The organism is Veillonella parvula (assembly GCF_036456085.1).
GTDB classification, from domain to species: domain Bacteria; phylum Bacillota; class Negativicutes; order Veillonellales; family Veillonellaceae; genus Veillonella; species Veillonella parvula_E.
Window position 1 is genome coordinate 1,013,595 of the sequence record NZ_CP138632.1, and the last position, 16,406, is coordinate 1,030,000.

Sequence of the window (16,406 nt, forward strand, 5' to 3'; positions counted from 1 at the left end):
CCATTATATGTGCCAGCATGCGATGCGGCGATCTGCCCAATCTCGAAGTGGCGGACGTTCTGTAAAACAACGACCTTCCGCTTCTGGGCATCGACCACTAAACAGACACCCTTTTGGTGGGTCTAGTGGATTTGGTGGATCCCCTTTAAGAGGTGCCCCAATTGGTGCATGTGGCATAACTGGACCATTTAAGGCCGTCAATGCACGGGTATACGGATGCTGAGGGAATTCATATAAATCCAATGCAGGACCTTCTTCCATGACGGCACCTAAATACATAACAACCATGCGATGACTAATGTAGCGCACCATATTTAAATCATGAGAAATAAAGAGGTACGAAATACCATGTTGTTCTTGTAACCGTTCTAGTAATGTCATAATTTGCACTTGGATAGATACATCTAACGCAGAAATCGGCTCATCACAAATGATACATTGAGGCTCCATAATAAGAGCCCGTGCAATGCCGATACGTTGACGTTGCCCACCAGATAGTTCATGAGCATAACGCTCACCAAATGACATATTTAAGCCAACTTGGTCAAGCACCTCTTTTACACGAATCACGCGATCTCGGGGTGTATACTTTGGATTCAATTCTAAAGGCTCCTCTAAAATTGCATTAACCGTAAGCCGCGGATTAAGGGATGCATAAGGATTTTGAAATACCATTTGCATCACCGGGTGAACAGACTCTCTATCCACATAAGGGTTGATATGTCGACCATTCATATAAATAGAACCAGATGTAGCTTGATATAAACCCATCAAAGTGTAACCAAATGTAGATTTACCACATCCAGATTCCCCTACGATACCTAAGGTTTCCCCTGGTGATTGATATAGACTCACGCCTTGTACGGCGTGTACCGTTTGTTTTGGCTTAAATAAGCCGCCTGACAGGGTGAACTCTTTAACGAGATTGTCAGTCTCCCATACGTAACTCATTAAAGTCCCTCCAACTTAGCTAACCAACATGTAAACTGGTGACTTTCACCAACATTTGTAACCATCGGAACCCGACTACCGCAGATTCGCATAGCCCATTTACAACGAGGATTAAATGCGCATCCACGAGGTAAATCAAATAGATCAGGTGGTTGACCTTCAACGGCCTTCAATTCACCGTGCCATTTACCTTGAGGCAATGCAAGCAACAGCCCCAAAGTATATGGGTGACGAGGCTCGCTAAAAATACCATCTACTGTAGCAGACTCAACACATTTACCTGCGTACATAACCATAACCCGATCACAAATTTGAGCAATAACACGTAGGTTATGAGAGATAAAGATGATACCAATGCCAGCCTCTACGGCTAATGTTTGCATAAGGCGCAAAATTTGTGCCTCTGTAGTAATATCAAGAGCTGTTGTGGGCTCATCACAAATCAAAATCTTAGGACGACCGGCTACCGCCATAGCGATACATACGCGTTGACGCATACCGCCACTCAACTCATGAGGATATTGAGACAAACGTCGTTCCGGTGTAGATAGGCCCATCTTCTTCAACAAATCGATGGCAATGGCCCTTTCATCGTAATCTTCACCATACGCATTTGTACGATGGATAACCTCATACATTTGCTCTCCAATGGTCATGATAGGATTCAAGGAGGTCATAGGATCTTGGAACACCATGGCAACCGTCGTACCACGAAGTTCATTCCAATCATCTTCAGTAAATCCTAAACAATCATGACCATCAATCATGAATGTATCCGCTTTAATTTTAGTTTTACCATATGGCAATAAGCCCATTAAAGAGTTAACTAAAACGGATTTACCACACCCAGATTCCCCGACTATACCTAAAATCTCACCAGGGTATAAAGAAATATCTTGATTGCGAATAACTCGCAACGGACCTTGGAAGGTATTGATGGTAATAGATACATTACGTACATCAACAATAGCATTATTCATTATCTATCTCCTTCCTTAGGGTCTAATACATTACGTAAACCGTCGCCAAAAAATGCGAAACCAAGCATGGTAATACTAATAGCAACAGCTGGGAAAATCAATTGGAACGGATAAGAGCGCATGCTACTAATACCTTCAGAAGCTAATACACCCCAGCTTGCCATAGGTGCATTTACACCTAAGCCGATAAAACTAAGGAATGCTTCTGTAAAAATTGCCTCTGGAATGGCCAATGTTAAAGTAATAATGATAGGCCCTACACAGTTTGGCAAAATATGACGCAATAAAATGCGATGCTTCGGAATACCCATGGCTTCTGCAGCGATGATGTATTCTTCGTTTTTAACTTTCAAAATTTGGCTACGTACGATACGGGCCATATTAAGCCAATACGCAATACCTAATGCTACGAAAATAGATGTAAGACCAGGTCCAAGTACAACCATCAACAAGATAACGTATAGTAAAAGTGGAATGCCGTACAAAACATCTACAATGCCCATCATGATGCGGTCTACTTTACCACCCATATAACCTGCAATACCGCCATAGGCAACGCCGATTACAAGGTTGATGAAAGCTGCCACAAAACCAATGGTTAAGGAAATACGCGCACCATACATAACACGCGTATAAATATCACGGCCCAATGTGTCCGTACCAAACCAATGACTAAAGCTTGGACTTTGGTTCGCATCGATTAAAGATTGATCCGCATATGTATAAGGTGAAATAAGTGGCCCTAAGATAGCGAGTACAATCATCACCAAGATGATGCTCGCCCCGACTACGGCCAAACGATTTACCTTAAATCGCTCCCATTTACTAGGACGCTTTATAAAACTAGTAATCTCTTCTTGAGGGGCCCGTTCAATAGGTAAAAAGTCTTCCTTATTCATCTGTCCCCTCCTCTGTTGTAACTCGTGGATCGATTAATGGATAAATCATATCCACCAAAATATTAAGAAATACCACAAGAGCACTATAAAAAATTGTAATACCAAGAATAACTGTATAATCACGGTTATAAATTGATGTTACAAAATACTGACCTAACCCAGGAATCGCAAAAATCGTTTCAACGATAAAGCTACCTGTTAACAAGCTAGCTGCCAATGGGCCTAAGTATGTAATAACTGGCAAAATCGCATTACCTAGTGCATGACGAGTCAAAATGGTCCAAGAACCTAGACCTTTTGCACGAGCTGTGCGAATGTATTCTTGTTGATACACATCAAGTAAACCACTGCGCGTTAAACGAGCAATAAAGGCCATCGGTTGCGCTGCCAATGTCAACACGGGCAACACCATATAAGATGGGCCACGCCATAAAGCCACAGGGAACCAGCCCAGTTCAAAGCCTACAATGTATACAAGGACAGCACCAATAATAAATGTAGGCACAGATATACCGATTGTAGATAATACAGTCACCGCATAATCCACAATACTATTAGGTCTCATGGCGCTGATAGCACCAGCTGTAATACCACCAACTACAGCTACCATTAAAGATAATAAACCGAGCTGCGCGGAAATTGGAAATGCATCGCTAATAATATCGTTTACACTACGGCCTTCATACTTAAATGATGGGCCTAAGTCACCTGTAATGACACCACCTAAATAATCTCCATACTGTTTCCACACGGGATCATCAAGATGATATTTAGCCTCAATGCTCGCTTTCACCTGAGGCGGTAATTTTTTTTCTGTTGTAAAAGGCCCTCCCGGTATTGCATGCATTAGTGCAAATGTTACGGTAATGATGACCCATAAGATTATGATTGCGCCACCTAGACGTCGAAATACATACCTCGTCATTGTCACTTTCCTCCATAAAAAGTCTATTCGTTTTATTATACTACATTATGAAGCTAATTTCATGATTAACATCATTACATTTACAGAAAGCCTTACATAACGTACAATAAAATATATATTTATTTGGAGGTATCTATGACAACAGTACCTAGAGTTTTAACAATTCAAGACATGAGCTCCATCGGACGTTGTGCCCTTACCGTTATGATTCCTATCATCAGTGCTATGCGCTGCCAGGCGGTTCCTTTAGCAACAGCGGTACTAAGCAATCACTTAGAGTATCCACACTATGAATTCGTAGATTTATCTGCTCATATGAGAGACTTTATGAACTGTTGGGATAAAAACGAAATTGACTTTCACGCTATCGTAAGTGGTTTTTTGGCATCGCCAGAACAAATTCACCTCGTCGAAGAAGCTATCAATCGATTTGCCTCTAATGACCAGATGGTTATCGTCGATCCCGCAATGGCCGACGATGGTCGCCTCTATTCCATTTATACTCCTGATATGGTTGTAGCTATGCGCCAACTCGTATCTAAGGCTCACATCGTAAAACCAAACTATACTGAGGCTTGCTTCTTATTAGATATTCCATTCTCGACAGACCCTATTAATGAGGATGAATTGCGCAAACGGTGCAAACAGTTACATCACATGGGGCCTGAAATGGTTATCATGACCAGTGTTCCATCGGAAACGCATGCGGTCATTGCCGTCTATAATGGTCCTACAGACCTTTTAAAAACATACTCTATTCCTCTAGTACCTGTAAAAGCTACAGGCACAGGAGATATTTTTACTGCTGTATTATCAGGTGCAGTAATGAGAGGATATTCACCTTATGATGCGGCAGAACTGGCAATGAATTTTACTACCAACGCAATTCAAGCTACGTTAGATACAGTAAAATCAATGAAACATGGTGTTGCATTTGAGCTCATCTTGCCAGAATTAACTCAACTATAAGCTAAAAATAAAGGGGAACTTATGGATTTACTTTATGTCGTATTACGAACATTGCTCATATGTACCATTGGTTTGCTCATTGCATTCCAAGGACGTCGCATGGGCCTATCGATTTTTAACCTGACGGGACGGTTAAATCGACTACAATTTATCATTTGCTTCATCGCTTTAATGATTTTATTTCATATTGTCCACTACATAGATAACATGTTCTTGGACTTTGTCGTATCCCTACCTGCATATTGGTTGACTAGAGTCATTGTCTGGCTCTTATTAGCAACCCTCTTCCCATTATCTTGTGTCTTATTTGGTCGTCGTATTCACGACATCGGCTTCAATGCATGGGCAGGAATTCTTTGGTCGATAATTATGATCTTCATTAATACTTACTCGGCTGTCTCTCCATTCAATTACATGCTAGAGCTTTTTATATGGCTCATCGGCTTCCTATTCTGGGTATTACCAGGACAACCTGAGCCTAACCAATACGGTAATCCTCCATTTATGCCTGTAAATCAGCCAACATATGAATCCGTACAAACTCCTGTATCAAGCAAAAAACAAGAAAACCGCAAGCCAGCTCGAAAACGTCGTAAAAAACGATAACCAAAATTAATAACTTGTAATCAAAAAAACGTATCTCTCATTGATATGTACCCATTTTATTGGATATCCAGTAAAGGTGGGACATATCACATAGAGATACGTTTTTATATTTTATATTTCTTACAACATTAATTCATTAGTAACATCAACTCAATCAATGTACACCCGATATAGGCAATAATAAACTTAACCTTTTGTTTACGCGCTCTATCATCATCTGCAATTTTAAGACGATTTGCAAGGAATCGTTTATCTCGAATTTGCAACAAGAGGTGTTTAATTCGCTCTTGGCTTTCATTTGCTGTATCCTCATCACAATCAGATGTCAATGTAGCTTGTTGCATGAAGATACGACGATGTAGTTTACGCATTTGGATTTTGATATTGTTATGTACAAACGCACTTTGCCACTGTTTGCGAGAATCAAAATACATATACAGATATCGCGGAATATTCATAACTAAGAAGGAAATGATAAAAATCCCTAAGGAAATCAAAAAGTACGTAGAAAATGAGAATTCCAGTGTTTCCGTCGGCAAGTAATGATGCAAGATAACAAATGTAATCCATACACCAATCGGCAACAAAAGAACAGCCGCAATATCAATCGATCGAAGCCAGCTAGTGCGAGTTGGTACATCCGGTACTGTAAAAGTATCTACAGGATCATGGAACGCATAGTAATCTAACTGCAACACAGATTGACTGGTACGCGGGTTTCCCAACAAAACAGGTCCATTGCTACCAATATGGCGCTCAGGCATAGGTATGAATTTTTTCACTTGCGTATTAGGCAATAAGTCAAACTGAATAATCCCTTTCTTCTCAAAGCGTACAGTAGATCCTTTTTCTCCCAATGCAATAGGGTTAAAGAATATACCAAAGAGACTGAGACACCAGTTCCCCAACAAGTGTAAAATGGAGTTCAAAATAAACCCACCTGTATCTATATTATTTGTATCAAGTCGAATTGCAAAGGATGATGAATAATCATCAAACCATAGATCCTCTAAGGTGAATTCCACATTAATCACATTCCCCCATTTGGTAATAATGGATAGGAATATTTGATTGTTTGGTTCAAATTCAAATGTTATAGCATAAAAGAACCAATGATTGCGAAGAGCGGCACGCAACATGCGATTAACCATATCTTCTTCAATATATAGTAAGCGATGGTCAAATAAATCTTGTTCTAAAGGTGCTTTTTCTAGTACGGGCGCCTTATCCACCACCGCATCTCGATCAGATAATGCTTCATCCACCAAAGCTCGTAATTTGGTGAAGATTTTAGTCATAATCCCTCCAAGGGTAAAAAATAGCTTTTAACATAAAAATTATACCATATGTTGCATGATTTATCGATAAAAGTATACTACATATACTATTAAATATTAATATAACTAAAGCCCCTTTTTGCATAGAAAAAGGGGCCTTATTAATGTAGTTAAACATTAGTCATATTATAATTTAATATTCATAATAGATCTTAAATTGCAACGTAATATTAAACATTGTCCAAATCTATAATTAAGCATAAATAATAGATACTTTAAATGATATTTAGTTTTATTGAATACTTGCCATGGATAAATAACAATATTCATAGAAACGCCCTCGAAGAGCTATCAATTCTTCATACGTACCAGCTTCAACAATTTGACCTTTATCCATAAATAAAATCCGGTCCATTTGTTCTAAACCTTCCAATTGATGCGTAATATATAGACATGTCTTACCGTCTACATAATGCATCAAGTCACGATGTAAAGCTTTTCTTGTTACTTGATCCAAGCCCTCTAAAGGTTCATCTAATAAAACGATTTTAGGATTGCGTAAGAACAATCTAGCTAATGCAATTCTTTGACGCTCGCCACCACTCAAACCTTGTCCTCCACTACCTACAATCGTATTCATCCCCTCTGGCAATTTTTCGACTACGGAACGCAATGAGGCGCGATTAATGGCTTGCTCTAAGTCTTCTTTAGACGCCTCAGGTCTAGCAAGACGTATATTGTCTTTAAAGGATGCATTAAAAATATACGTATCTTGAGTTATAGTTCCCAATGCATTACGCCAAGTATCAATTGAAATATCTTTCAACTCCACTGCACCTATACGAATGGAACCACCATAATCATATAGTCGCTCAAGCATATTAAACAATGTCGTCTTGCCAGATCCACTAGCACCAACGATAGCAATAGATTGTCCTTGTTGAATATGTAGTCTAAGATTCTCATAAATATGGCGATATTCATCATAACCAAAGGATACATCTGTAAAAATAATATCATCATTAGGATTAAATGATTTTGATGATATAGGATCTACAATAGATATAGGTTCATTACTAAGAGCCATGAGACGACTTGTAGCAACTTTACTTTCTGCACCATGATGAACTGCCGCGATCATAGGTTGTAACGCTTCAAACCAAGCCTGCGTACCAATGGCAGCCACTGCTACCATAACACTGGCCCAAGCACCTGTTAACGCATTAGAGGCCATAATAGCTATAATAACTACAGTTAACTGAACACCGCCTATGAATAGTGTATTACCCATATTCATGCCACGCTCAATAGTACCTTTTTGAGCATCTACATTACGCATCATATGCTGAATACGCTTATATACCATTTCTTCATTGCCATAACTAATCACATCTTCCAGGCTATCCATAGTATCACTTAAAAGCGCTTTATAATCACCTTGTTGGGGCCCAATTGCACGTAAAGATTGTTTATTATGTGCATAAACGACCAAAGGTAGTATTACACCTAATATGAAGGCCGACAAAAGAATTGGCGTAATCAAGCTATTGTCGATCGTAGAGGCTCCATATGCAATCAATACAGTCAAAGCAACAGCTGCTACAGGTGGAATCAAAGTGCGCAAGTAGAAGAATTGTAATACCTCTATATCCCCCATGATGCGTCCCAACATATCACCCGCCCCAAACCTTTTGAGTATAGCAGGTGCCAATGGTTCCAAATGAGCATAAAACCACAAGCGCAGGCCATAAAGACCTTGAAAGGCCATGCGATGAGATGTATAGCGCTCAAAATAACGACATACAGCACGACTAACACCGAAGAACCGAACCCCTACGATTGCAAGACTTAAATAAGTGAGCCCTGGTTGCAATGCGGCAGATGCCAATAGCCAAGAGGATACTGTTAAAAGCCCCACATTCATGAACACTGTTAAGAACGTAAATAGCAAGGCCAATACTAATGACCACTTAGCGGGACTCAATACAGAAAACAACAACTTCCAACCTTGTATGCCCATATTAAAACCTTTTGCATTATCTTTAAGGTTCTCAGTATATTTAACAGATTTATCAAAATACTCTGTGCCATTGATAGGTGTATCTATGCCCAATGTATTCTCTGAATCAAATTGCTTCCCAATATACAATGGTTCTTCAAGAGTTGCTGAAAATTGACCTAACCCAGATGTAACAAGTTCTTTAAAATACCCCTCTTCTTGAAGTAGGTCGTGATAAGAACCTTCTTGAATAATTAATCCATTTTTCAAGACATATAGTTTAGATGCCCAATACATAGTTTGTAATCGATGCCCAATAATGATGACAATCTTATTTTCCATCAAACGCTGAATAGCCGTACTTATAATAGCTTCTGTTTTTACGTCTAGATGTGCTGTCACTTCATCAAGAATCAATACCTGACCCTTCCGCAGGAATGCACGAGCTAAAGCAATACGCTGCCGCTCACCACCACTAAGGCCTAAGCCACCTTCACCGATAACTGCATCAAGACCATCTTGTTGTCGATTAATAACATCTAATAACTGAACCTCTTTGCACGCATCGAGAATCTCTGCATCACTTACATCCATACCAAAGGATAAGACCTCTCGTAAGGTCCCTTTCATAATATGTGGATGTTGAGACACATAGGTAATTTGCTGACGCCACCAGTCGATATCTAAATCACATATATCAATGCCATCGATAGTAACTGTTCCTTTCGGAGCCTGTAAAAATCCACCAATAATATGGGCAATAGTAGATTTGCCAGCTCCACTTTCACCAACGAGCATAATAGGTACATTACGCTCAGCCTCTAGTGTGATATGGTGTACCCCATTCTCACTATTTTCATAGGTAAAAGTTAAATCTTTAATTGCAATCTCTTGTATAGATTTCTCGAGTTTAGAATCACCACCTAATGGTAAGGACTGCGGACGATTCATAAATTCTTCGTATTTCAGAATAGATGTTTTACCTGCCATCCCCGTATGGAAAGCAGCCCCTAATTGTCTAAATGGGGTATAGAACTCCGGAGCTAACAATAAAATAAAGAAGGCTGGGAAGAATGTAATTTCACCATCTAATAAAGTTAAGCCTAAATATACCGCAATCAAAGCAGTACTAATCGTACTCACTAACTCAAGCACTAAAGCGGATAAAAAGGCCACCCTCAATACTCGTAAAGTAGAGTCTTTAAACTCTTGAGATAATCGACCAATAACCTTAATTTGATCTTTTGCACGACCAAAGAGTTTTAGCGTAGTAATCCCTTGCAATACGTCTAAAAAATGCCCTGATAGGAAGCTCATACGCTCCCATTGTTCCTTATTTAATCGATCAGCTTGCTTCCCAATTAAGATCATAAAAAATGGAATTAAAGGCACCGTAACAATTAAAATAATACCAATTATTGATAATGTATCTATAATGGCGATTCCCATAATAAGTGGAATCATAATAGCGTATAAAATCTGCGGAATGTAACGAGCCACATATGCATCAACTTGCTCTAAACCATCGGTAAGCATATGGATGACATCACCATGACGTTCCTTATGTTGTACACCAAGCTTAAACATATGGACCAAAGAGCGTTCTCTAAAGGATGCTTTTACTGCACTTCCCAAGTGATTTGCCACTGCCTCTTGAACGTAATGTGCCACCAATCTCATAACAATAGCTACAAACAAATAAATGATGGTGTTCATTTCATCAGCTAGTGTATGTTCCAAAAATATAAGGTTATTTATTAAGGTTCCAAAGAACCAAGCTTGCCCAACAATTGACAGACTTTCTATTAAACAGGTTAAACCGAGTAATCCAAGCCGTCCTTTATGTTCTAGCAGCGCTTTAAATGCGGTACGCTGTATCATACTATCCTCTATGGTAAATCAACTTAAATATATAAAATCAAACAAATTTAAATCCCTTTAAATAGGCCTAAAAAAGTCCAAGTGAATCTAAATTTATCAATATTATAATCATCTTACCACAAAAAAGAGGCGTGCCGCTACGGCACGCCTCACATTAAAATTTAATTTTTACTCACAAGAGTTATAAGGCTATTCTATTAATAATGTAAATCTTTTTCTGTTACACGATGACGGAATGTCCAATATACCCAAGATTGATAAACCAAAATGATTGGCACAAATACGAATGCTACACAAGTCATCAAAGTCAACGTGTAAGTAGAGTTAGCTGCATTAGTAATAGTCAAGCTCCACTCAGGATTCAAAGAAGAAACCATAATGCGAGGGAACAAACCTGCAAAGTATGCAGCTGTTACAGAAATAACAGATAAACAGCTGAATAGGAACCCCCATTTTGTATTCCGAGTGCGTGCTGCGCCCCAAGAAATGAGGAAGAACACGATAGTTAATGCAAAGCAAACTACAGCTAATACAGAATTAAACAAATCTGTATATACGTAAGTTGCACCTACCAATGCTAATGCACCGATAGCTGTAGGAACACCTACTACCAAAGAAGCAGCACGAGCGCGTTCAGAAATAGCGCCAGCTGTTTTAATAGAAGTAAATAAGCCACCATGGTATGTAAATACCAAAATGAACGCAATACCACAAAGTACTGTGTAAGGGCTTAATAAATCAAAAAATGTACCAACATATGTCATACTTGCATCAATTGGAGTACCTTGAATCAAGTTACCTACTGTAACACCCCATAATAGTGCAGGAATCAAGGAACCAAAGAAGATGCAGTAGTCGAATGTTTTACGCCATAACAAATTAGGGCTTTTAGAACGGAATTCAAAGGATACACCACGAATAATAAGAGCTGCAAGCATCAAGAATAGAGCTAAGTAGAATCCACTAAATAATGTAGCATACACGTGAGGGAAGGATGCAAATAATGCACCTCCGGCAGTAATCATCCAGACCTCATTACCATCCCACACAGGACCTAAGGCATTGATCATTTGTCGACGTTCAACGTCAGTTTTACCAATGAATGGTAACAAAATACCAGTACCATAGTCAAAACCTTCTAATAAGAAGAAGCCAGCGAATAGTACAGTAATCAAGATAAACCATACCACTTCAAGGTTATTAAAAATTAATTCCATAATCTCGCCTCCTCTTTTTCAACTACATCATGAGATGGGTTGCCATCCGGACCTTTTTTAATGTGTTCTACAGCAAGATAAATAGCCGCGATAGCAGCCACGATATACACAAGTGTAAAGCCGATGATTGTAGTCATAATTTCTGGAGCCGTTACGGATTTAGACGCACCATCTGCAGTCAATTGCAAGCCATATACAAGCCATGGTTGACGACCTGCTTCCGCTACAAACCAACCAGTGGAGTGAGCGATAAATGGCAATGGCAACATCCAGAACATAATTTTTAAGAATGTACGATTTTCAACAAGTTTGTCTTTTGCATTTAGGATAAGCCCTACAAAGGCAACAAGCAACATAAGAGAACCAGATGCTACCATGACACGGAATGTCCAGAAGATTGCTGGAACATCTGGAATATAGTTGCCAGGACCATATTGAGCCTCCGCTTTTGCTTGAAGGTCTTTGATACCTTCTACCTTACCAGACGTAAAGGAGTTTTGAGTCAAGAAGGATAAACCACCAGGAATTTCAAGAGCACTTGTATTCTTTTGTGCCTTAGTATCAATGTTAGCTACCAAAGAGAATGGCGCTGGATCTTGTGTTTCCCACAACGCTTCCATAGCAGCCATTTTCATAGGTTGTACTTTTGTGATGTACTGACCTTGGTGATGACCAGCTAATGCGCCTAAAGTACCGAATACTAGAGCGATAACCATGCCCCATTTAGCAGAGCGACGGTAGAACTCTGTCGCATTATTGCGTAATAAGTGCCATGCACTGACTGCCATAATAATTACGCCAGCTGTTAATAAACCATTCAATACAATATGGAAAAATTGTCCAGGTACATAGCCATTTTGAACGATGATCAGGAAATTTTCCATCTCTGCACGGCCATTGCGTAATACAAAACCTACAGGATGTTGCATAAAAGAGTTTGCTACAAGAATCCAGAACGCAGATAGATTTGTACCTAATGCTACAAATGTAGCTACAAGGGCGTGAACACATTTATGTAAGCGATCCCAACCGAAAATCCAAACGCCCATGAATGTAGATTCCAAGAAAAATGCCATTAATGCTTCAAGAGCCAATGGAGCGCCGAAAATGTCACCCATAAAACGAGAATATTCTGCCCAGTTCATACCGAAATGGAATTCCTGAACAATACCAGTCACCACACCCATAGCAAAGTTAATTAGGAACAATTTGCCCCAGAACTTAGCCATTTTTTTGTATACTTCTTTACCAGTCGACACGTAGGTCCACTCTAAAGCAGCAACAATCACTGTCATACCTAGTGTGAACGGCACAAATAACCAGTGATAGATAGATGTTAGCGCGAATTGCAATCGGGCTAAATCTACAGCTTCAAACATGTGTTTTCCTCCTTAGAATAAAATACTAACATCACTTGACGAGCTTTTACAAAAAACCTTGCATCATTGCGACTATAAAAAAAGCTCAAGCCTCAGCGATAATCAACTGTTCTCGTTGGGCAAGGTTCTTAAAATTAACCGCTTCCAACTGATTGACCAATTGATGCTGAATCACGCCCATTGCTTCATTTATAGCGCAATGCCCCTTACAAGACTTAGAGCAAGAACCTACATCATATAAACAACGTTGTAAATACGCATCCCCTTCTACTGCTATAATTACATCAAGCAACGAAATCTCTTGAGGGCTTCGATTCAAGGCAAACCCGCCATCTACACCGCGGAAAGATTTCATAATTCCTGCTGCAATGAGACTACGCATAATCTTAAGCAAAAAGCGTTCTGGAATCAACTCTTGCTCAGCCAATACAGCACCAGTTATCTTCGAGCCCGAAGGTAGTAGCGCCATATGCAAGACCATGCGAAATGCATAATCCGTGGCCTGATTTAACTTCATAAAGTCTCCTTTCTCATGCACTCGGACAAACGTATTACTAAATCTAGTATAAATGAAATAAAACAATACTGCAATGGTATTGTTTTAAATATAACGAAAAAACTCACTTAGTTCTCATGCACATGCTTTATGTGCCAAATGACTACTTTAATCTCCACAAAATGCTTATTATAATCGCACTTTCAAAAAAAGACTGCTCCACAAAAGAGCAGTCTCAATATATGTATTATTTTGTAATTTCTCGCACCAAATGACCCATTTCAGGAATGATGAGTTTGCTCATCGCCAAGGTAACAGCCCCTACAGAACCAGGAACGGAGAACATTAAAGTGTTATTATTAACACCAGCTTCTGCACGAGATGCCATTGCTTTCGTACCAATATCCTCCGTATAGGATAAATATCTAAAGATTTCACCAAAGCCTGGAATATGCTTTTCATATAGGCTATTCACCGCTTCGATGGTAACATCTCTCATAGCAATACCAGTTCCCCCAGTAGATATAATGACATCAATAGACTCATCATTACACCATGGAGTCATAGCATTTATTATAGCATCACAATCATCAATTACAATTTTGCGATCTGCTACAATATGATTCGCTTGTTCCAAGAACTCTTGGACCTTATTGCCCCCCTTATCAGTTTCTAATGTACGAGTATCAGATACAGTTAAGACTGCAACACGTAATGGTCTTGCTACAACTTCGTAAGACATAATTCCTCCTAAAATAAAGGCACAACAGACGCCAATATCGGCCATCCATTATCGCGTAATGTATCACGCAATGCCCAAGTATACTTAATAAGTGGTGCGCAATGTAGACGCAACCAGAACGATAAAAACGGTGTATCACCTTGGAATATGGCTAATCGATCTAAGGCATAGAGATTATCTCCTGGCTTTACTGTCCCTGGTTGGACAGTGAAAGCCATTTTATACCCAGACTGTTTAGTAACATATTGAACGAGCATATCATTAAAACCACCAGGATAGGCCAAGTAACTAATAGGTTCTCCTAAGATACCTTCCATAGATGTTTTACCACCGAGAATGGCATCAGGCAATTCCGTAGGATCCATATGAGTTAGTATCTTATGATGATTTGTATGCCCTTGAATGTCAAAACCAGCAGACTCCATTTGGTGCATTTGTGCAGTATTTACAAAACCAGGCGTATTGGCAGCGTCACTAATCATGAATAAAGTAGCTTTCATATTATATTCTTTTAATGTAGGCAGTGCATGTTCATAATTATCCACATAACCATCATCAAATGTTATTACTATAGGCTTCTCTGGTAAATCCGAACCATTTTGTAAATAATCATACAACTGATTCAATGTAATCGTATTATACCCATGATTATGGAGGTATTCCATCTGCTCCTTAAACTGATCCACATGCAATGTTAAAGCGGAGTGTTTCTCATCATTTATTTGATGGTAATTAAGTACTGGTACACCATATAACTTGTAATCTGAGGACAGACCCCACATAACTCCAATAGAAACCGCTAAGATTGCAATACATATTGCAATACAATATAACAACTTTTTAATGCAGCTCTTGCCATATTTATACATATAAAATAATCACTCCCATCGACTTACATACACAATGAGAATACCATATTTTTAATAAAAGTATCAAGAAAATAGACGTATAAAAAAAGATCTTTTTTTCTACAACTAAACTTAAATTCCTATCAATGCTCATTGTAGATTTACCTTCACTGCTCCGCAGTTCTGTACAGCTTACGTTCGGAAAAAGGTGATGTGTGGGCCCCATACGTCGTTTAATCCTAATTACTTTTTCCTTGCCCTACTTGCTTCCTCACTGTGGATTTCCCTTCTCTGCTTCGCAGTTTGGTAAATCTTACGTTCGGAAGAAAGTGATGTGTGGGCCCCATACTTCGTTTAATCCTAATTACTTTTCCCTTGCCCTACTTGCTTCCTCACTGTGGATTTTCCTTCACTGCTTCGCAGTTCGGTAAATCTTACGTTCGGAAGAAAGTGATGCAGTGAATCTGTCGTCGTTTCACTCCTCCATCTTCTACTGCCCTACTTTTCCCACGCCATCTTATTAATAAATACACATAGACAATACTTCTACAACCTTGGCTGGAGACGGTTCTAGCAGGGTTAGCTAGTCGAAGATGAGCAAAAAGAAAAAGGCCTACCATTCGGTAGACCTTTTTCTTTTCGTTAATCAGCAGCTTCCTATCCTCCCAGGCCGTCTCCAGCCAAGTACTTTCGGCGTTTATGAGCTTAACTACTGTGTTCGAGATGGGAACAGGTGGATCCTCATAGCCATCGCTACTGAATCTGTCAGAGTTTGTACTCTGAAAACCACATAGAAGTTATATATATTTGTTGCACATTCTGCTTAATGTTTTGTTATATGTTGCGTCCCATACTCAAAGTACACGTCTAGAGGATTGCGTCGAAGCCTGTGGATTTCACATCGTGAAATCTTACGTTTCGACGTAAGCGACTCCACGCAACTTGTGCGTCGCGTTGCTCCTTCAAGTTGGTTACGCTGCTTAAGTAAAGCCCTCGATCGATTAGTACCAGTCAGCTCCAAACCTCACGGCTCTTCCACACCTGGCCTATCTACCATGTCGTCTACATGGGATCTTACTAGCTTACGCTATGAGAAACCTCATCTCAAGGCTGGTTTCACGCTTAGATGCTTTCAGCGTTTATCCGTCCCGAACGTAGCTACCCAACTGTACCCTTGGCAGGATAATTGGTACACCAGCGGTTCGTCCACTCCGGTCCTCTCGTACTAGGAGCAGCC

13 protein-coding genes and 2 rRNA genes (1 of these 15 only partly in view) are annotated in these 16,406 nt (G+C 39.6%); 2 read left to right on the forward strand and 13 right to left on the reverse strand.

The features are described 5' to 3' along the window. Nucleotides 1–3 precede the first annotated feature (3 nt). Genes PK1910_RS04815 through PK1910_RS04830 form a run of 4 tightly spaced genes read right to left on the reverse strand, consistent with a single transcriptional unit; the run spans nucleotide 4 to nucleotide 3,755 of the window. Nucleotides 4–951 carry an ABC transporter ATP-binding protein gene (locus PK1910_RS04815; RefSeq protein ID WP_024060953.1) on the reverse strand — a complete coding sequence of 316 codons (948 nt, stop codon included), beginning with the start codon at nucleotides 949–951 and terminating at the stop codon, nucleotides 4–6. Beyond that, on the reverse strand, nucleotides 951–1,931 hold the full coding sequence (locus PK1910_RS04820) for an ABC transporter ATP-binding protein (protein WP_058948494.1): 981 nt from the start codon (nucleotides 1,929–1,931) through the stop codon (nucleotides 951–953). The genes PK1910_RS04815 and PK1910_RS04820 overlap by 1 nt, the downstream gene beginning before the upstream one ends. Continuing rightward, nucleotides 1,931–2,830, reverse strand: coding sequence for an ABC transporter permease (locus tag PK1910_RS04825; RefSeq protein WP_024061139.1), 900 nt, complete (start codon nucleotides 2,828–2,830; stop codon nucleotides 1,931–1,933). The genes PK1910_RS04820 and PK1910_RS04825 overlap by 1 nt, the downstream gene beginning before the upstream one ends. Beyond that, nucleotides 2,823–3,755, reverse strand: coding sequence for an ABC transporter permease (locus tag PK1910_RS04830; RefSeq protein ID WP_024061140.1), 933 nt, complete (start codon nucleotides 3,753–3,755; stop codon nucleotides 2,823–2,825). Before PK1910_RS04830 ends, PK1910_RS04825 begins: the two co-directional genes overlap by 8 nt. 135 nt (nucleotides 3,756–3,890) lie before the next feature. Between PK1910_RS04830 and PK1910_RS04835 the strand changes: the two genes are divergently transcribed. Then, on the forward strand, nucleotides 3,891–4,724 hold the full coding sequence (locus PK1910_RS04835; RefSeq protein ID WP_024061141.1) for a pyridoxamine kinase: 834 nt from the start codon (nucleotides 3,891–3,893) through the stop codon (nucleotides 4,722–4,724). A gap of 21 nt (nucleotides 4,725–4,745) precedes the next feature. Beyond that, on the forward strand, nucleotides 4,746–5,330 hold the full coding sequence (locus tag PK1910_RS04840) for a DUF805 domain-containing protein (protein WP_058948493.1): 585 nt from the start codon (nucleotides 4,746–4,748) through the stop codon (nucleotides 5,328–5,330). A 128-nt stretch (nucleotides 5,331–5,458) separates the two neighbouring features. Here PK1910_RS04840 and PK1910_RS04845 read toward each other — a convergent pair whose 3' ends face one another. The 9 genes from PK1910_RS04845 to PK1910_RS04885 all read right to left on the reverse strand — a co-directional run. Continuing rightward, a complete protein-coding gene (locus PK1910_RS04845) occupies nucleotides 5,459–6,628 on the reverse strand; it encodes a hypothetical protein (protein ID WP_004698486.1) in 1,170 nt (389 codons plus the stop codon). 271 nt (nucleotides 6,629–6,899) lie between these two features. Beyond that, on the reverse strand, nucleotides 6,900–10,487 hold the full coding sequence (cydD, locus tag PK1910_RS04850) for a thiol reductant ABC exporter subunit CydD (RefSeq protein WP_058948492.1): 3,588 nt from the start codon (nucleotides 10,485–10,487) through the stop codon (nucleotides 6,900–6,902). A 197-nt stretch (nucleotides 10,488–10,684) separates the two neighbouring features. Then, nucleotides 10,685–11,704 carry a cytochrome d ubiquinol oxidase subunit II gene (gene cydB / locus PK1910_RS04855; protein WP_058948491.1) on the reverse strand — a complete coding sequence of 340 codons (1,020 nt, stop codon included), beginning with the start codon at nucleotides 11,702–11,704 and terminating at the stop codon, nucleotides 10,685–10,687. After that, complete coding sequence (locus PK1910_RS04860) at nucleotides 11,695–13,083, reverse strand: cytochrome ubiquinol oxidase subunit I (RefSeq protein WP_058948490.1); 1,389 nt, start codon at nucleotides 13,081–13,083, stop codon at nucleotides 11,695–11,697. Before PK1910_RS04860 ends, cydB begins: the two co-directional genes overlap by 10 nt. Nucleotides 13,084–13,168: 85 nt before the next feature. Further along, a complete protein-coding gene (locus PK1910_RS04865; RefSeq protein WP_058948489.1) occupies nucleotides 13,169–13,600 on the reverse strand; it encodes an RrF2 family transcriptional regulator in 432 nt (143 codons plus the stop codon). A 226-nt stretch (nucleotides 13,601–13,826) separates the two neighbouring features. Further along, a complete protein-coding gene (locus tag PK1910_RS04870) occupies nucleotides 13,827–14,321 on the reverse strand; it encodes a MogA/MoaB family molybdenum cofactor biosynthesis protein (RefSeq protein ID WP_058948488.1) in 495 nt (164 codons plus the stop codon). Between the two features lie 8 nt (nucleotides 14,322–14,329). Further along, nucleotides 14,330–15,190: a polysaccharide deacetylase family protein gene (locus PK1910_RS04875; RefSeq protein ID WP_058948487.1), complete on the reverse strand. Its 861-nt coding sequence runs from the start codon at nucleotides 15,188–15,190 to the stop codon at nucleotides 14,330–14,332. 623 nt (nucleotides 15,191–15,813) lie between these two features. Beyond that, a 5S ribosomal RNA gene (gene rrf / locus PK1910_RS04880) occupies nucleotides 15,814–15,930 on the reverse strand. A 220-nt stretch (nucleotides 15,931–16,150) separates the two neighbouring features. Then, nucleotides 16,151–16,406, reverse strand: a 23S ribosomal RNA gene (locus PK1910_RS04885); it runs 2,679 nt beyond the window's last position.